This is a genomic window from Candidatus Defluviibacterium haderslevense (assembly GCA_016712225.1).
Lineage (GTDB): Bacteria > Bacteroidota > Bacteroidia > Chitinophagales > Saprospiraceae > Vicinibacter > Vicinibacter haderslevensis.
Genome location: JADJRL010000002.1, coordinates 1 through 18,649 on the forward strand (window position 1 = coordinate 1; position 18,649 = coordinate 18,649).

Sequence of the window (18,649 nt, forward strand, 5' to 3'; positions counted from 1 at the left end):
TTATGCAGATTTGTCCAAATCCAATACATATTTGATTAGGCTTCTTCCACAAACTTGAAGATAAGTAGAAACTCAAAAGAAATTTATCATTGTGTGATCTCTCAGGAAATAAAATTTTGAAATATATCAAGGGTTATTGAAACAAGGTGATGTGGATATCCAAGTGGAATGCTAAAGGCGTAATGAATTCCACTCAAATCAGAACCTATTTCATAAGATTGGAAAGCATACAAGGAAATGAAATCAAGAAAATTTAAATTGTAAACTAATATTTTTGGAGAAATTAAATATGCTTTTAGCAGACCAGCACTCTCGTGTTCAATTCATTAATTCATACCAAGATAAAAAGTAAATTCTGCGTCTAAAACTTTACTTATTTTATTTTGGATCATCTTATTTGTAGATATCCTTATTTTGCTTTTGGACACCAAGAATTTCTTTTAATGATGTTTGGAAGAAATTCCAGTCCGAACAAGGCAGATTGGAATTTGGGCATCTTTTGTTAATGGTCATGTTGTTGATAATCATTATAAGTTTATATTTTGAAGAATCATGAAAAGGCACCATGGCTATTATGGTCTGTTTGATTCCATTGCTCATTGCACTACCCTATTTACTATGGCTAGGGGTTGTATTGTTTTGTGGTAAAGTACCAATTGGCATTAGATAGATATAGAGCGTTTATGTTATTATTAAAATTGTATTTATGAATTTCATTAGTTTTGGTTTTATCGGTTTTATTATCGGCGTGTTTTTATATTTCGAGATTAGTGCAACTGAGATGCGAGGTATATTATTGAAATTTATTTTTGGATCAATTGGATATTTATAGTGTGGGCCAGTTATTCAGTGGGGAGAATTGTATTAGACAGTATTATGCTAAATAGTCAAGGACAAATGACATCAGCAAATCTTATGTCCAGTATGCTGCTTGCTGTTTTTCACGTAATTCCTACCCTTGCGATATCTATTTTTATGCTTAAGGAAGGATTTAGATAATTAAAACAGATGAATGATTACATTTCTAATATTGGATTGCAACATTTTCTAAAATTAGATGACCATTTTTTATTTTGTTCATTTTAAGTTTGCTAAAATTTATTCTCAAAGACAATCAAACCATTTAACAATAAAGTTTCGATAATTAATTTCAAGAAAGATGGGAGGCGGAAAGATGGTTATATCACTGGACTTTGAACTTTATTGGGGTGTCACAGATTCTAAATCAATTGATGCTTATCAAAGTAATATATTGGGTGTACAATCTGTAATTCCAAAACTATTGTATTTATTTGACCAATATCAAATTAAAGCTACTTTTGCAATAGTTGGATTTCTTTTTGTCACAATAAAAAGATTATTAGAACATCTTCCAAAAGACATTGCCTCAATATAAAAACAAGAAGCTGTCTCCATATATAAATCAAATTGAAAAATGAAGGATGATGATTTGACACAGGCATACTATTTTGCTCCGAATTGATCCAACTTATTAAAATCATTCACAACATGAAATTGCTACGCATACCTTTTCGCATTATTACTGTTTAGAACCTGGGCAACAAGCTACAGATTTTTTTTATGATCTGGAAGCTGCTTTAAAAATAGCATCGGAATATCAAGTCAACATTACATCTATTGTGTTTCCCAGAAACCAATATAATAAGGCATACGTAAATCTATGTGAAGAATTAGGGATACAATGTTATAGAGGAAATCCTAATCATTGGATTTATCAAGCTGATGTAAATAAAACATTTCTTTGGATTAAAAAGGGAATTCGTCTATTGGACCATTATATAAATATTACAGGGCATCATTGTTATGAAAGAATTAGGTCAAAGCATGACTCGATAAAGAATATTCAGGCTAGCCGTTTTCTTAGACCCTATACCCCATCTTTATCTTGGATTGAATCCATGCGTCTTCAAAGAATATTATCTTCTATGACTCATGCAGCTAAAAACAATTTGACCTTTCATCTATGGTGGCATCCGCATAATTTTGGAATTCATCAGCAAGCTAATTTTAAATTTTTAGAATCCATCTTAAAGCATTATCAGTATTTAAATGTTACATACCAATTTCTAGTTGTACTATGGCAGAATGTGCTCGTTCACAACAATAAATGAATGCTTTGAAAGACAATATTGAATTTGCGGAAATAGCAGCATCTGATCTGGATACCATTAGTCATTTAGCTCAAGAGATTGATGGAAATCCCCGCTTATCTAAGGCATTCATAAAGCATTGGTATTTTGAAAATCCAACAAGTAGTTATACTTTTGGAAAGTAACTATAAATGAACAATTACAAGGATTTGCGACAATCAATCATTACCATTTTGGTTTAATCGTAAACGATTACTCATAGGGATGCCACAAAATGAGTATATTGCACTTTCATCAAGGGGCAAAGGCTACTTTCGTGATTTGTATTGGAAAACAGAAGAGATTAGTTTAGATAAATATAATGTTCAATACTTATTTGCTTTCCCAAATAAAAGGAGCGCTCCAATATTTGAACAAAAATTCGGTTATAGGAAGTGTGACAATCCTGTAATTATATTAAGTTTGTTTAGCTTGTCCAATTTCTTTTCAAAGCAGACTTACAAAATTTTGGATCATGTTTCTTTAATTCCAAAAATTGCAATTCACACAATTGGACTATGCTTTAGACAAATCAATGGATTATTTGTTATGGCGTTACAAATGCTATACTAAAAAAGAACTTCGCATACTTGAGATTGAAGATCGTGGTGAACTCTTGGGGTATGCATTTTTAAAGCCAATAAAAAATATGGCTTTTCATTTATGATTTTGATGGATTTGATAACAATCGATAGAAAGCATTTCCCACAAATGATTAAACATTGTAAAAGGTATTGTTCGCAGCAATTGTTTTTCGGCTTATTTAGAATTCAAATAAATGATGAACCATCAACTCCATTATTTGAATTTTCCTTTAAACATAAACTGAATTTCATGATTAAGTCAAAGTCTTTAGCGGAAGACATATCATTGTATGAAACTAAATTTCAGTTTTTCTTTGGTGATTTAGATATTTTTAATTTTCCGAAATATGCGTTTTTAATTAACTTAGTCAAAAATTAAGTGTTACCCTATTACTTAAAAGGTGTTACTATCAATTATAAATATGATTCAAAATTTAGATCAAATTTTACAATATATTCAGCAGAGTTTTAACAAGCACTCATTAATTGCCATTCATCTTAGTCATTATAAAGGAACGGAGGCTAATCTCAAGCGAATAAATATAAGAAAGGCTTTAGTTAAAAATGAATATGTTCTTAGTTTTACGTATCAATATGCAACTAAAGATATAGTAAAAAATTATACGCTAGCTGAATCTATCCAATGGATCGAAGGTCTGGTAAAAGTAGAAGGGTTTAGGCTGATACGGGTATTAACACTCGATTTTGATATCCAGCTTAGTTTTATGAAAGGTGGGCGTTGGGATTTGGAAAAGACCAATCCCAGTCAAAATACATTGCCTAGCATGAACCATGATAAGTCGAAAAAAAGGATCATTGAAGCAAGCCAGCAATTGTATTTAAAACAATTAAATATTACGGACCAGAATGGTCATGTTTATAAGTCAGCTCAGGATAAATACAAGCAAATCAATCATTACATTGAAATCTTAAGCACTTTGTTGAAAGAACTTCCAAATCATGAAGTAATTCAAGTTGTAGATATGGGTTGCGGCAAAGGTTATTTAACTTTTGCCATTTATGATTATTTAAATCATATCCTAAAAGACCATCTGAAGTTGTTGGCGTAGAACTGAGGAAGGATCTGGTAGATCTCTGTAATCAAATTGCACATGATTCAACTTATACTGGATTGCAATTTAAACAAGGGTCTATCGAGGCGTTTGATATCCCTGAGATAAATGTTTTAATCGCCCTGCATGCTTGTGATACGGCAACTGATGATGCGATTGCAAAGGGAATAAAAGCTCATGCCGATCTAATAGTTGTAGCGCCTTGTTGTCACAAACAGATTCGCAAAGAAATTAATAAAAATAATGTGAGTAATGACCTTGATTTCCTTTTGAAACATGGAATATTTATGGAGCGCGAAGCAGAAATGGTGACTGATGGAATTCGTGCATTGATTTTAGAATATTTTGGGTATACTACTAAAGTTATTGAATTTATTTCTGATGCACATACCCATAAAAATGTTATGATAGTTGGTAAAAAAAATGTACAAAAGGAATCCAACCAAGCTGCGATCAAACAAAAATTATTGATATCAAATCATATTTTGGGATTGACCATCATCATTTGGAACGTATATTAGATTAGAAATAGCTTGGTATAATTTGGAATTATGCGAATGAGAAGAATCCGACTTATATGTTTATTATGTGTTTTGTTTTTTTGTTATTGTAACAATCATGACCATAAGAATATCTCGATCCCTACTTTGGCTGGAAATACCATAAATTCCATCGATAGTTCTGCTAGCAAGTCTTCTGCAGGCAAATTAACGATGCATGATGTATCCTTGGATACGAATGATGAATTATTACCTTGCTTAATTTATAATAAGTACGAAGGCAGATTGGTTTATGTTGATGTTTGGGCAACGGCTTGTTATGGTTGTATTGCGGAAATTCCTTATTCAAAGTCATTACAGCAAAATATGGCTCAAAAGAATATTGCTTTCGTATACCTATGTTGTAATTCTAAACCTGAGAATTGGCAAAAAGTGATTCAAGATCTTCTACTTGGTGGCGATCATTATTTTTTAAACCAAAACAGTCTTCCCGTTTATTTAAAGAATATAAAATTTTGAAATTTCCTACCTACTTAATTTTTAACCAAAAAGGCCAACTAGTGAGTCGTGATGGCCCCAGTCCAAGTTCTGGTAATATTGTCAAATATTTAAATCAGGCAATTCCATTTTAACTAAAATTTGATCTCAAATTCTACGTGAATTTTGATGTTGTACTTAACTGACAAAGCTTTATTCAGAGTTGTAAAAGCGTCTTTTGGATTTTAGGCCAATTAGCTTGAAAGCATTGTATTTGTTGCATTATTTGAGTCTATTTTATATAGAAAATGCACCGATATCAAACATTAAGGGCATGAAATTTCAATTTGGTAACATTCCAAAACTCAGGGAAAACCCCTAATTTATAAAAATGGGTGTTTTCTACGATGTACAGCCTAATAAAAGGTCTCATCTTTGTAAGGTCAAATTGATTAAAACGTTAAAAAATTTGGCAGCTTGATTTGAATATTGAAAAATGGGATCCATTGTAGGACTACCAGCATGAGAATAGGTTTTGGTTAATAAAAAAGGGATTTTTTATACTATTTTGAATTTTGAACACTTGGTTGTTTGCACTTTCTAAAAAAGTAATAAACATTAATTTGTTCTAACAATGAATATTGCTGGTAGTCCTTCATGGAAATTAATTTTTAGGACTAAATTTGGTTTTTCGTTTGAAAATATATTTTTATTTAGGTTTATCTTAATTCCTCTAAAAGAAAGACTTCCTACATTTGTAAGAAGTCTTTTTTATTTTTATGAATGTCGAAGCTTAGTTATACCATTTCTAAGGCTATACCATTTCAACTAATTGTTCCCATTCTTTTACGTGAGTAGCTATTTGGCTTTTGAGGAGTTCGTATTCCTTTAAAATATTTGAACTATTTGATTGTTCGAAAAATCCGGGAACACCCATTTGTATTTCTATTTCTTTCTTTTTAGTCTCTAACCTTTCAATGTCTTTCTCAAGAATGCCGATTTTTTTTGCAGCTTTTTTCTTCTCTTCCGGATCGATATTTGGTGCTGGTTCTGATTGCTTAACAGCAGCAACTGTTGCAGTGTTATTGGATTTTTCAAATGATTGCAATAACGATTCGGTATTCGTTTTTCTAAAAATAATCGATATCACCTTCAAATATTCGAACTTTTTGATCTGCAAAGAAACAAGTTTTTTCAGCCAGGCCTCTTAAAAATTCACGATCATGGGAAACAACTATAACGGTTCCTTTATAGTTTTTTATAGCTTCTTTTAATGATTCTTTGGAAGAGATATCCAGATGGTGAGTGGGCTCATCCAGAATTAAAAAATTATGTTCTTGAACCAACAGTGAAGCAAGTCGAACTCGAGACTTTTCTCCCCCACTTAGAACTCTGATACGTTTTTCAACATCGTCTCCTCCGAAGGCAAGGCCCCCAAGAATATTTCTGATCAATGGTCTTACAGAAGGAAGACTTACACTTTCTATGACTTCAAGTATGGTCTGATTTGGATCCATTAATTCGGTATGTTCTTGTGCGAAATATCCAATTTTCACTTGATGACCTAAATTAATGACGCCATGTGTTGGTGGTTCAACCTGACTTATAAGTTTAACTAAAGTACTTTTACCTTGACCATTTTGACCAATAAAACTTAATTTCTCCCCGCGCTCAATAAAGAATTCGATATTGTTCAATACCATTAAATCGCCATACGATTTTGTTAATTCGCGAGCTTCTATGACCATTCTTCCACCAGGATGTGAAGGTTGGAATCTAAGCCTTATAGATGATTGTTCTTCATCTGGTGCTTCTATGACATCCATACGGGCCAATTCAGACTGCAATGATTTAGCGAAACTTGCTTTGCTCGCCTTAGCACGAAATTTATCAATAAGGACTTCTTTGTGTTGGATTAATTTCTGTTGTGATTTGAATTCACTGAGTTCAATGTCACGTCTTTCTTTTTTGTAATCTATGAAAGCGGAATAGCTTCCGACAAAATCATACAATTTACCACGATCTACTTCAATGATTCGCTTAGCGATACGATCTACAAACATTAAATCGTGAGAAATCAATATGACACTACCTTCATAGGTTAATAAATACTTCTCTAACCATTGAATGGATAAGATGTCCAAATGGTTATTTGGCTCATCGAGTAACATTACATTTGGTCTTGACAACAATAGTTTTGCTAATTCAAGCCGCATTCTCCAGCCACCAGAGAATTCATGTGTTTTTCTTTCGAAGTCAGTACTTTTAAAACCAAGGCCAATTAGAATTTTTTCAATTTCACCTTCGATTTTATCAGCATTCATGTAATCCATTCTATGATGGATGTCTTCCATGAGTTCAATATAGTACATTAACTTTTTCTCTTCCAAGTTTGGATTCGAAAGTTGATCTTCGCAATGTTTTAGTTCCTCATGGAGGGCATTGATTTCTACCAAAGATGACATGATTTCTTCACGAACTGTAAATCCTTTGTCAGTGGGTAGCTCTTGTTCAAGATAACCTACTTTTACATCCTTAGGTTTTTCTACAAGCCCTTCATCCGGTTTAATGGCTTCGGAAAGCACTTTAAGCAAAGTTGATTTTCCTGATCCATTTCTACCAGTAATGGCAAGTTTTTCACCAGGAGTTACCGTAAATGAAATATTATTGAAGATAGCTCTTTCTCCAAATCTTAATACTAGGTTTTGTACTCGAATCAAAATATATAAATATAATGTTAATTAAAAATATAATCGCCATCCATTTGACTTATGGCGCTGTAATGATCTCCTTTTTTTTCAAGGATTTCCTTCCACAAATGTTCAGGCTTGGATTTAAAAATATAATTTGGATCAATTTGATCAATAAACCATGAAGGTTCTTTAATTTCTTGTTGTAATTGTTGGCTGTCCCAGCCACTATAACCCATGAAAAATCTTATGTTTTCTATTTGAATTAATTTTTGATTGATTAAAAATTTCAATGACTCAAAATGTCCACCCCAGTATACTCCAGGAGCAATTTTCACGGATTCTTCTATTAATGACCCAACATTATGCAGAAAATGTAAGGTGTTCTCAGCTACCGGACCACCATAAAAAACCGGTGCATCAAAATCATCGATATCTTCAATTAATTCACTTAGTTTTAATGGAGTAGACCGGTTTAAAATGAATCCAATGGATCCATCAGTCGGAGAGTAATCTACGATCAAAACCACTGCCCTTTTGAAATTGGGATCTAACATAAAGGGCTCCGCGACTAGAAGGGAACCATTTTCAATTTGTATTTGGTCTGGTTGATCTGAGCTCATAAACTGATTATTGGAAAATTGCGATCAATTCGCTTCAAAAATCCGGATAATACGGTACCATTTCCACCAACCTCGATGAAAGATAAAGTTCCATCTTGAATCATATGATTCATGGTTTGTGTCCAAAGTACTGGCGCGGTAAGTTGTCTGATTAAATTCATTTTAATCATGTCAGGATGAGTGTGTGGTTTGGCATCTACATTTTGATAAATGGGACAAATAGGAGTATTGAAAGTCGTTTTTGAAATGGCTTCTTCAAGGTTAACTCTTGCTGATTCCATTAATGGTGAATGAAAAGCACCTCCAACATTTAAGACAATCACTCGTTTAGCACCAGCTTCTATTAATTTTTGTTCAGCTATTTTCAATCCTTCCAAACTTCCTGAAATGACCAATTGACCCGGACAATTATAATTTGCAGGAATGACCACATGATCTGTAATGGAATGACAAACTTGTTCTATTTGTGCATCATCAAGACCTACAATGGCTGCCATAGATCCAGGATTGTTTTCACAAGCCTCTTGCATGGCAGAAGCTCTTATTTGTACTAAGTTTAGACCATCTTCAAAACTTAAGACTTCGGCTGCAACCAATGCCGAAAATTCACCTAATGAATGACCAGCTATCGCAAATGGAGGTTGGTCAATAGAAGTAGTTTTAAATTTGATGATGGAGTGAAGGAATACTGATGGTTGTGTGATGTTTGTTTGTTTAAGTTCTTCTTCAGTACCTTCAATCATGATATCACTGATTCTAAAGCCTAAAATCTCATTGGCTTTCTCGAATAACGCTGCTGCTTCATCACTTTTAATATACAAGTCTTTACCCATTCCCACAAATTGACTAGCCTGACCTGGGAATATATAAGCTATATGTTTCATAAAATTGGCTACTTGATTAAGTTCAAAAATTCATTCCGAGTCTCAAAGGTCTTAAAAACTCCGGTAAAAGCAGAGGTTGTAGTCATACTATTTTGTTTTTGGACGCCACGCATCATCATACACATATGTCTGGCTTCAATTACAACGGCTACGCCATAAGGATTTAGGGTATTTTGGATACAATTGATGATTTCATGAGTAAGTCGCTCCTGAACTTGAAGTCGGCGAGCGAAGATGTCCACCACACGGGGCAATTTACTCAGTCCAACGATTTTGCCATTCGGAATATATGCAATGTGAGCTTTTCCAAAAAATGGTAACATATGATGTTCACACAATGAATAGAGCTCAATATCCTTGACTAAAACCATTTCATTAAATTTTTCTTTAAAAATGGCGGAATTCAAAACTTCTATAGCATCCTGGCTATAACCTTGTGTAAAAAATTCCAAGGCCTTAGCAGCTCTTAGTGGTGTTTTTTCAAGCCCTTCTCTAGTTGAATCCTCGCCTACTCCTTTGATAATCAACTCAAAGTAAGAAGATAAGGCTTCATTTTTTAATGTTTGGTTTTCTTTCATTTTGCGTCAGTATCCAATTTCACTAAGCAAACGATATTCCAATTCAATATGTTTAACAATATTAGATAGAAATATATTTTAGTCCATGTAAATTCGCATTATATCGAAAAACTATAGATTTTGTAATTTTTAGGCTTATTTTTCGTCCGTGTTTAAGAATAAGAAATCGATTGAATTATTACCAACGAACAGCATTAGCTGGATTTCAGCTCAAGTTCTGTTTTGGTTGATTTTTATTTCCATTTGGTTGTATTTTAGTCCAAAAGAATGGAGCTATTCCAAAGACGTTTCTTGGACCTTAATCAACACTTGTTTTTATATAGTTTTAGTCAATGTCAATCTGAGATTTTTGTTGCCCCGGCTCATGCAAAGTCAATCCATGATTATCTATACGTCTTCATTGTTAGGACTTGGGATTGTGCTTACACCCATAAAAATTTGGTTTAATACACATTTTTGTTACGGGGATCTTTTGTGTCCAAATTGGATTACAGACGCTAAATTCCACTACATCAGTATGATTGTTTTAGCTGCTATTTCATCATTGGTTAGAATTCCTTTGGATTGGTTGACCGTGCAAAAAGAAAAAAAGGAACTCATTACAAAAAATGTACAAACTGAATTGCAATTTTTAAAAAATCAAATCAACCCACATTTTCTGTTTAATACCTTAAATAATTTATATGCACTAACACTAAAAAAATCTGATGATGCTCCCGATGTCGTGTTGAAATTATCTGACATGATGCGATATATGCTATACGAGTGTAATGAAAAGGAAGTGCCATTAGAAAAAGAGATTCAATACATAAAAAATTATATTGAATTAGAGAAAATTCGTTTAAGTAAAAATGCAGAAATCAATATTTCTATAGAAGGCGAATGTCAAAGTACACGAGTAGCTCCATTGTTATTTATTCCATTTATAGAAAATAGTTTTAAACATGGTATTAAAACAAGTTTGAACAATGCTTTTATTGATATTCAATTTTTGATTACAGATCAGGAAATTCAGTTCATCGTTAAAAATTCAAAGTCTGATCACTTGCCCGGGCATGGACATGCCAGAAAAGTAGGAGGAATAGGTTTAGTTAATGTTAAAAAAAGACTTGAACTTATTTATCCAAAAACGCACCAATTAGAGATAAATAGTTTGCCTGATGCTTATGAAATTCAATTAAATATTACAACAAATAAATAAACTTTATGATCCGAACCATTATTGTTGATGATGAACCCTTGGCGATCGAAATTCTAGAGGCTTATATCATGAAAATGCCCAATATGAATTTGATAGCCAAATGTTCAAATGCACTAGAGGCAAATGAAGTACTGAGAACTGAAGATATAGATCTCATGTTTTTGGATATTGAAATGCCCATGATGCTTGGAACTGATTTCTTAAAATCGCTTAAGGATCCTCCACAAATCATTTTCACTACTGCATATCCAGAATTTGCTGTTCAGGGGTTTGAACTTAATGCTTTGGATTATTTATTGAAACCCATTTCATTGGATCGATTTATTAAAGCCGTGAATAAAGTTGTTGTTAGATATGAACCTTCCATGTCTTCAAAGGAATATTCAAAATCACTGGATTATATTTTTGTAAAAGCAGATAAGAAACTCATTAAAATTAATTTTTCTGAAATTATTTACATTGAAGGCTTGAAAGATTATGTGCTAATTCATACGGATCAAAGTAGAATCATAACGCTTCAAACCATGAAAAGTCTTGAAGAAAAATTACCTGTGGAGCTTTTTATCAGAGCTCATCGGTCCTATATTGTAAATCTGAATCGCATTAAAGCCATCATAGGTAATACCATAGAAGTCTTGGAAAAAGACCAAATTAAACAATTGCCAATTGGTAAAAATTACAAAGATGAAATCGAGGTAATGATTGAAAAGAAAAGAATTTAATATAGAAGTAAAACGAATGATGCGCTACAATGGAATTTTACTTTAAAAAATAAAGTCCATAATAAAATAGCTGAATAGACTTATGATTACAATACTAAACAAATTTAAAACTAATCCAGCACGGAGCATTGATTTTAATGGGATCAAGCCACTTGAATAGGCTATCGCATTTGGTGGTGTCCCCATAGGCAACATCCCTGCGCAACTGGCTGCAAGAGTCATTGGAATTCCCAGTATAATGGGAGGAATTTGTAATGCTATGGCTAATGATGCTAAGATGGGCGCCATTACAATGACCTGAGCGATATTGCTCATGACTTCACTTAAAAAGATCGAAACCGTAGCAACCAACATGATAAGTAGGAATCGGTTGTCTGGCGCATAATTGGATATACCCTCTCCTATCATTTTCATTACACCAGCGTTCTCCATGGCTTTAGCTAATGCCAATCCTCCACCGAACATAAGCAAGATCCCCCAGGCCATTTTACTAGTATCTTTCCAGTTCAGAATATTATTAAAATGATTTACATTTTCTTCTTCATCTACATTAATTTCTGAATTTGTATTTGGTTTCATTCCTGACGGTAAACAAAATAATGCAAATGCCCCCATAATTGCAATTATTGTATCATTAATCGGAATGGATAAAAGATTTACGATTAAATCTTTAGTCATCCATAATGTTGCGGTACATATAAAAACAATAAAAACTCTCTTTTCAGCTTTTGTCCATGGACCTAAATCCAATAATTTCGAGCTTATAAATGAATCTGTTTTGGCATTTGCTTTAATATCATTTGGAAATAGCCATTTGGTAAAGGCAAGATAAAGTGCTATTAAAATAAGCACAGCTAAAGGAAAACAAAAAAGAAACCATTGGAAAAATGAAATATTAATATTCATATGATCAGCCATAAATCCCACATAGGCTGTATTTGGAGGAGTTCCAATAATTGTAGAAAGGCCACCTATATTCGAAGCATATGCAATACTCAACAAGATGGCTGTTGAGAAATTACCTAGTGTTGATTTATCATAATTTCTACTCATCACTTTTAGTACTGATAATGCAATGGGGAACATCATCATTGTTGTAGCAGTATTACTAATCCACATACTTATTACAAAAGTGGAAATCATAAAACCTAACAAGATTTGATTTCCATTGCCTCCTGTTTTTTTAGAATATTCAATGCAATTCTTTGGTGTAGATTCCATTTTTCAATGGCTAAGGCCAGAAAAAATCCGCCCATGAATAAAAATATAATGGGATCTGCATAGTGTTTTGAAATATCTTGAATACTTTCAATATTCCAAATTGGAAAAACAAATAATGGAATTAATGCAACCACAGGCATTGGAATCCATTCCAAAATCCATAAGCTAATCATGAAGAGCCCAACTACAATTACTTTTAATGCTTTTATTTCAAGGTTTAAAGGATTTATGAAATAAAATATCAGAAGTAATAGGAGTATTCCTAGTGTTGATAAATAGTACTTGTTCGCAGTATTCATTTACAAAAGTAAAAAGAATAGAATAAGTTTACTTATTTTTTGAATTTCTATATACTTAGGTAGTGTAGGAAGGATTGAATTTATAACGCACTAAGGAATAATAAGCCTCAGAGAATCTCAATTTAATTTTTTTTTACACTGCGGAAGAAGAGGCCACACAGAGTTGCACTGAGAAATTTATCTCTTGAAACTCTGTGAGCGCTCAGTGTATCTCTGTGTAAGTAATTTACATTACACAGAGGAAGAAGAGTCCACACAGAGTTGCACTGAGAAATTTATCTCTTAAACTCTGTGTAACTCAGAGAGAGCTCTGTGTATCTCAGTGTAAGCAATTTATTACACTGAGGAAGAAGAGGCCACACAGAGTTCCACTGAGAAATTTATCTCTTAAAACGCTGTGTAACTCGGTGAGAGCTCAGCGTATCTCAGTGTAAGCAATTTATTTAACGGAGGAATAAGAGGCCACACAGAGTTGCACTGAGAAATTTATCTCTTAAAACTCTGTGTAACTCCTTGTGAACTCAGTGAATCTCTGTGTAAGAAATATAAATTACACTGAGGAAGAGGAGGCCGCACTGAGCTACACTGAGAAATTTATCTATTAAAACTCTGTGTAACTCAGTGAGGGCTCAGTGTATCTCAGTTTAAAATCAGAATTTTATAAATAATAATATTTGCAATTAGCATTAACCATTAACTTTCATTATAGATTTCACTTGTTGCAATACCATGTTTTGTAGCCGAACATAATAAATTCCAGATGGTGAATCTTCAAGATTACAATCCACATCATATTTTCCGGCATCAAGATTCTGATCAATTAATGTCTTAATTACGGAACCACTGTTATTTATTATTTGTACTAAAGTATGTCCACCTTTTGTTTCAAATTTGATTTTAGTAGATTGAACAAATGGATTGGGATAAGCATACACTAAATTTTCACCTAACTTTCTGTGTTCTTCGTGTATAGATGTCGGTATGCAATTACCAGGATCAAAAACAGGCAATCGTTGATAATTTCGTAATTGTATTTGATCCAAATCGGGTTGCTGCACACAAAACCAATCAGCTAAAATGGATGCATAAACAGAACGAAAATCATATTGCATAGGCAAATTAGAATTGACATTAGAATTTGGGTCTATGATTGGGTTCGATCCAACAACTCCGGGTACAACTTTACCTCCAAATAAGAAAATCGGTTGTGCAGCACCATGATCTGTTCCTCCAGAAGCATTGGAAATGATTCTTCTTCCGAATTCTGAAAATGTCATTCCAGCTATTCTATCTTCAAATCCCAATAATTTGGCATCGTCCATAAATGCACCAATAGCATCAGAAACACCTTTTAATAAATTCGCATGTGTACCTATGGTATGATCAGAAGAACTCACTTGTCCAGAATGTGTATCAAAACCATCTGTGTGTACAAAGAAAATTCTAGTCTTAATACCACCATGAATTAATCGAGCGATTATGGCTAATTGATTTCCAAGAGCGTATCCTGGATCTGTAGATAATTTTGGATATATAGAAGATGCATTTTTACCTTTAAATCCTGCCGCTTGTACGGCGTCTCCAAATTTGTCTGTTTGGCGCTGTACTTCTCTTACATAAGCTAGTTCTTTTCCTAAATAGTTATTTGGTGTTGGATCTGAAAGTATGCTGTTTGTAAGATTAAAAGGGTCATTGGTATTGAATATTGATATTCCCATTGGGACTCCTTGATTTTGTAATGCTAATACGACATTGCCTCCTATTCTTATAGCTAATGGATCAGGAATTGAGGGATTTGGAAATCCAACGGGATAATTAGGAAATTCATTAGCTAAGTATCTTCCAGCCCAACCCGAATTTAAATATTCATTCGTATCAGCTCCAGTCATCCAAATATCTGTGGCTCTGAAATGGGAATAACTAAATTTAGGATAGCCCACACTTTGTATGATGCTTAATTTGTTGTTGTTAAACAAATCGTATAATCGGTTTAAAGAAGGATGCAATCCAGTAGCATTATTGGTTCCTTTTAATTTAAGAACTTTATCTTCAGGTATTAATATATTTTGACGGACTGTTGATTTTGACAAAGCACTATATTGATCTAGTGGAATTACAGTATTAAGACCATCATTCCCTCCAATCATTTGTACAATTAACAAAATCCGATCAGTTTCTTCTAATGATGAATTTAAGACAGACAACAATGGACTGTTGGCATATGCATTCACAGTCATTCCTCCAATAGCAATGGGTACGGATTGGATAAAAGATCTTCTTTTCATATATTTGGAATAATTGAATTAATATATTGGGATTAACATAATTGAAATTCTGCAGAACTCATTAAATATTGTACTAAGTCTTGAAGCATGGAAGGCACCTTTCTGGATACCGGATCCGTTGTATTCGGATCAGCTATAAATTCCTCCCATGCTTCTGTCCAATAAAAATCGTTCTTTTGTCCTAAAAGTAAATACGTTGTTTTTAAGTTGTCTCTAACTGTTTGCGATAATGGAGGCCCTAATAGGAGTTCTGTGATTTCATTGATTAATTCGTTTGGATCAGATGGTTGATCAAATTTTTTTATAAAATTAATATAATCCATTTTGGTAATGTATCCATAAGATGGACTATTAGCACCATCGTAAGTATTTGTTTTTGGTAATGCAAAATTAGATCTTGATATGGCAGATATGGATCCTAACCGAATTGGATAAGTTGATGTATCTATCCATATTTCATGAAACGATGGTGATTGATAATAGGCCGCCATCCTGCAACATTTGGTGGGTCATTAATATCTTGGCCTTGATTGAAAATATGAGTACGAATGATATTCCAAAAATAATATTGTGCCTCTAATTGGATGGATTTAGGTGTTGGATAATCCAGTTGTCTGATCATGCCGACTGTAAACTCTATAGGACTTTTAACCATGCAACCTTTGTGCTCATTTTTAAAGAATACTTCTGAACTAAAAAGGGCGTGAATGACATACCGCATTTGATCTGGATCATTGACATTTTGTCTAAAGATTTCTGCTAGTGGTTCGATAAGTTCAGCTTCAATTTCAGGTGTGATGTCGTAATATCCAAAATAGTTCCATAATCTTCGACAAACATATTTGGATACTTCATCAGTAGCAAAAATCATTTCAATCATTTGATCGATTTCCAAAAAAGCTAGCTTTTCTTCTATGGTATCAAAGGGCGTTGGATCTGTTATAGATCTATCCGGTGAAATGGTAAGGTTATTATAGAATGGTGAAAACGTTTTTACGCCATTGTCATGATTATTTTTATTAAATGCCTTTTTAGGTAAAATATTCATTTGGACACCATTGACATTTCCTCGTTCAATAACATACCAACCTGTCAATACTCTTGCTGCTGATTTGACATCTTCCTCCGTATATCCAGAACCTTGGCCCTTGCCAACACAAAAAAGTTCTTGTAATTCTCTAGCAAAATTTTCATCTGGTGCAGCTTTAGTATTTTTTTCACCATTTAAATATCGGAGCATACCGGGATCAAGCGTAATATCTTTTACGAGTTGTTTGTAATTTCCGAATGCATATTTTCTGTAGAGCGATTGAGTAGCATACATCATATGTGCATTTTCAAGAGTTGCATCTTCCGTTACCAACAGGGTTTGATAGAACATAATCATTTTTTCATAGACACTTCTGTCTTGATGTATCTGTAAGCCGGTCCACCATTGTTTTAAATTGAGTCTTCGCGCACTATTGGAACTGGCTAAAAAATTAGTTTGTACAGGTTTGTCAACCCAGGTTTCGCCCCAGTTTACAATAGTTTCAATAGTACCGTTATTATTAATTTTATCAAAAGTATCTTTTGATGGATCTGTATTATTGTAATAAGTTCTAAGTGGTGGATTTGGAGTCGTGGGTTTGGTATTGATGAGAATATCAAGTGATTCACTAAGCGTTTTACTCATGAAAAAATGGAGATCGGCTTTGCTTACACCAAACATTGTTCTGCGAAGTAAGTGTAATACTTCTGATTTTCCAAAAGGTCCTGAATATAATTTTAACATTCCCATAAACTTGCTTTACTATAATAAATTAATGATTCATTTTTGTGGTTTAGATATGGCTAATTTTATAAATTCTGTTTTATAAATTTGCCAACCCATATTTTATTTTCACTATTGATTTTAAAATAAAATAAACCATTTGACAAAGTACTGATATCTATTTGTTGATTGTTAATAGTCGACACTTGTGCCAAACTAGCATTAGAATTGTAAATCGAAATCACTTTGTGATCGAATGGGTTATCAAAGTATAATTTTGTACTGGCAGGATTTGGGAATATTTTGATATTATTTTCTATTGTTTGATGGTGAATAGACGTTGTTGTAGAAGATTCATATTTCCAAATTTTTCCATCATGTGTAGCAAAAAATACAGTATTTCCATCGACAGCAAGGGCGCCTTGAGATTGACCATTAATTACACTTGATATTCCATCATTAAAAAGATGCCAGTTGATTCCATCTAATGAAGTGTAAATGCCAACACTATCCTTAGGAGTTGATGAATTACTGCCTGAGTGAAGATAAATATGTCCGTTATCTGTGGTTACTATTTTGGTTACTTGCAATCCTGCAGTGATAAGATATGGTAAAAAGCCATTCACTTCATAAACTTTGTGTTGATCCATATCAGCAAAACCTAAAGATTGTTTCCAATTGAACGCCCATAAATTGGTGCCATTAAATATCAAGTCGTCGTTTTTGTGAAGCCCAATGCGCCAAGATTTCCAGTATAAGATAATGCTTTCATGGGGCTCAAACTATCCTTTAGGGTAGCATCTTGTGATTGGCAGGCAAAATAATCTGCAGGATGAAAACTCGTTCCATCATCATCTGAATATATAATTCCAGCGCCTTCGGTTCCTGCGTATAATCTTCCTTTTTGATCTACGTTAATACTATAGATGGCACCATCTGAAGGTGCCCCACCCCAAGTTGGATAATAGCAGGGATAATTATTTTTGACGATAGCCGTTTCATCAATTTTCTTAAAAGAATTTCCTTGATCTGTGCTCTTGTATATATAGGACCATTTCGCACCAACCCATATATTTCCATTAGGTGATTTTGCCATACAGAATGCACCTAGGACAGGAGGATAATCTACATTAACAGGCAACCATGAATTATTAGAAAAATTATATTTAAAAATAAACGGTTCAGAGATACCGCTTCTGAATATTCCTACTATTGGTTCATTATTATCATTGCAGATGATTTCCTGAATATTATTTGTAATGCTTTTTGGAATTGGGATTATAGGCAGTGCTTCAAAATGACCACTTGCAAGTAAGGTGTTGGATTTATAGATAATACCTTTAGGTGATGATGTCCCAACAAGTCCGTAATATATATCATGATTTTTTGCAATGGCTAATTTAGGAAAAGTACCCTGAGGTAAGCCGGTGGCCCATAATTGCCATTTATTTTGTTGAGCATAAGATGCTTCAATGAATGAGAAAATGGTGATCAAAAATAGAATTGATGATGATTTCATTTTGAATTATGGTCAAGTGGTTATTTGATGTAATTGTAATAATTTCAATGCTTTTATGGATTACATTAATGATGAATTTGCTGGATTAAT

18 protein-coding genes and 1 pseudogene are annotated in these 18,649 nt (G+C 33.3%); 7 read left to right on the forward strand and 12 right to left on the reverse strand.

What is annotated here, in order from left to right:
- Positions 1 to 1,159 precede the first annotated feature (1,159 nt).
- The 5 genes and pseudogenes from IPK88_00135 (at position 1,160) to IPK88_00155 (ending at position 4,826) form a co-directional block, all read left to right on the forward strand.
- A complete protein-coding gene (locus IPK88_00135; GenBank protein ID MBK8241811.1) occupies positions 1,160 to 1,396 on the forward strand; it encodes a hypothetical protein in 237 nt (78 codons plus the stop codon).
- Between the two features lie 244 nt (positions 1,397 to 1,640).
- Positions 1,641 to 2,132 (forward strand): hypothetical protein, encoded by a 492-nt coding sequence (locus tag IPK88_00140; GenBank protein ID MBK8241812.1) that lies wholly within the window; start codon positions 1,641 to 1,643, stop codon positions 2,130 to 2,132.
- A 5-nt stretch (positions 2,133 to 2,137) separates the two neighbouring features.
- A complete protein-coding gene (locus tag IPK88_00145; GenBank protein ID MBK8241813.1) occupies positions 2,138 to 2,296 on the forward strand; it encodes a hypothetical protein in 159 nt (52 codons plus the stop codon).
- An 860-nt stretch (positions 2,297 to 3,156) separates the two neighbouring features.
- Positions 3,157 to 4,333, forward strand: a pseudogene (locus IPK88_00150) (SAM-dependent methyltransferase).
- Between the two features lie 31 nt (positions 4,334 to 4,364).
- Positions 4,365 to 4,826: a hypothetical protein gene (locus IPK88_00155; GenBank protein MBK8241814.1), complete on the forward strand. Its 462-nt coding sequence runs from the start codon at positions 4,365 to 4,367 to the stop codon at positions 4,824 to 4,826.
- A 772-nt stretch (positions 4,827 to 5,598) separates the two neighbouring features.
- Here IPK88_00155 and IPK88_00160 read toward each other — a convergent pair.
- Genes IPK88_00160 through folE form a run of 5 tightly spaced genes read right to left on the reverse strand, consistent with a single transcriptional unit; the run spans position 5,599 to position 9,559 of the window.
- Complete coding sequence (locus tag IPK88_00160; protein ID MBK8241815.1) at positions 5,599 to 5,934, reverse strand: hypothetical protein; 336 nt, start codon at positions 5,932 to 5,934, stop codon at positions 5,599 to 5,601.
- The gene (locus IPK88_00165; protein ID MBK8241816.1) at positions 5,915 to 7,504 is read right to left on the reverse strand and encodes an ABC-F family ATP-binding cassette domain-containing protein; all 1,590 of its coding nucleotides are present in this window, start codon (positions 7,502 to 7,504) and stop codon (positions 5,915 to 5,917) included. The genes IPK88_00160 and IPK88_00165 overlap by 20 nt, the downstream gene beginning before the upstream one ends.
- 17 nt (positions 7,505 to 7,521) lie before the next feature.
- The gene (locus IPK88_00170; GenBank protein MBK8241817.1) at positions 7,522 to 8,097 is read right to left on the reverse strand and encodes a YqgE/AlgH family protein; all 576 of its coding nucleotides are present in this window, start codon (positions 8,095 to 8,097) and stop codon (positions 7,522 to 7,524) included.
- Positions 8,094 to 8,981, reverse strand: a complete 888-nt coding sequence (gene fabD, locus IPK88_00175) for an ACP S-malonyltransferase (protein MBK8241818.1) — start codon at positions 8,979 to 8,981, stop codon at positions 8,094 to 8,096. The genes IPK88_00170 and fabD overlap by 4 nt, the downstream gene beginning before the upstream one ends.
- A gap of 8 nt (positions 8,982 to 8,989) precedes the next feature.
- Positions 8,990 to 9,559, reverse strand: coding sequence for a GTP cyclohydrolase I FolE (gene folE, locus IPK88_00180; protein ID MBK8241819.1), 570 nt, complete (start codon positions 9,557 to 9,559; stop codon positions 8,990 to 8,992).
- Between the two features lie 148 nt (positions 9,560 to 9,707).
- Between folE and IPK88_00185 the strand changes: the two genes are divergently transcribed.
- Together IPK88_00185 and IPK88_00190 are read left to right on the forward strand one after the other, a co-directional pair.
- A complete protein-coding gene (locus IPK88_00185; protein ID MBK8241820.1) occupies positions 9,708 to 10,760 on the forward strand; it encodes a sensor histidine kinase in 1,053 nt (350 codons plus the stop codon).
- Between the two features lie 5 nt (positions 10,761 to 10,765).
- Complete coding sequence (locus IPK88_00190; protein MBK8241821.1) at positions 10,766 to 11,482, forward strand: response regulator transcription factor; 717 nt, start codon at positions 10,766 to 10,768, stop codon at positions 11,480 to 11,482.
- 42 nt (positions 11,483 to 11,524) lie between these two features.
- On the opposite strand, the gene IPK88_00195 is transcribed toward IPK88_00190, so the two are convergent.
- The 7 genes from IPK88_00195 to IPK88_00225 all read right to left on the reverse strand — a co-directional run bounded on the left by IPK88_00195 (position 11,525) and on the right by IPK88_00225 (position 18,559).
- Positions 11,525 to 12,703 (reverse strand): anion permease, encoded by a 1,179-nt coding sequence (locus IPK88_00195; GenBank protein ID MBK8241822.1) that lies wholly within the window; start codon positions 12,701 to 12,703, stop codon positions 11,525 to 11,527.
- A complete protein-coding gene (locus tag IPK88_00200) occupies positions 12,631 to 13,002 on the reverse strand; it encodes an anion permease (GenBank protein ID MBK8241823.1) in 372 nt (123 codons plus the stop codon). Before IPK88_00200 ends, IPK88_00195 begins: the two co-directional genes overlap by 73 nt.
- Positions 13,003 to 13,688: 686 nt before the next feature.
- On the reverse strand, positions 13,689 to 15,287 hold the full coding sequence (locus IPK88_00205; protein MBK8241824.1) for a DUF1501 domain-containing protein: 1,599 nt from the start codon (positions 15,285 to 15,287) through the stop codon (positions 13,689 to 13,691).
- A 32-nt stretch (positions 15,288 to 15,319) separates the two neighbouring features.
- Positions 15,320 to 15,778 (reverse strand): hypothetical protein, encoded by a 459-nt coding sequence (locus tag IPK88_00210; protein ID MBK8241825.1) that lies wholly within the window; start codon positions 15,776 to 15,778, stop codon positions 15,320 to 15,322.
- Entirely contained in the window at positions 15,733 to 17,061 is a 1,329-nt protein-coding gene (locus IPK88_00215) for a DUF1800 family protein (GenBank protein MBK8241826.1), read from the reverse strand. Before IPK88_00215 ends, IPK88_00210 begins: the two co-directional genes overlap by 46 nt.
- Positions 17,062 to 17,126: 65 nt before the next feature.
- On the reverse strand, positions 17,127 to 17,753 hold the full coding sequence (locus IPK88_00220) for a T9SS type A sorting domain-containing protein (protein ID MBK8241827.1): 627 nt from the start codon (positions 17,751 to 17,753) through the stop codon (positions 17,127 to 17,129).
- Positions 17,750 to 18,559 (reverse strand): hypothetical protein, encoded by an 810-nt coding sequence (locus IPK88_00225; protein ID MBK8241828.1) that lies wholly within the window; start codon positions 18,557 to 18,559, stop codon positions 17,750 to 17,752. Before IPK88_00225 ends, IPK88_00220 begins: the two co-directional genes overlap by 4 nt.
- Positions 18,560 to 18,649: the final 90 nt, after the last annotated feature.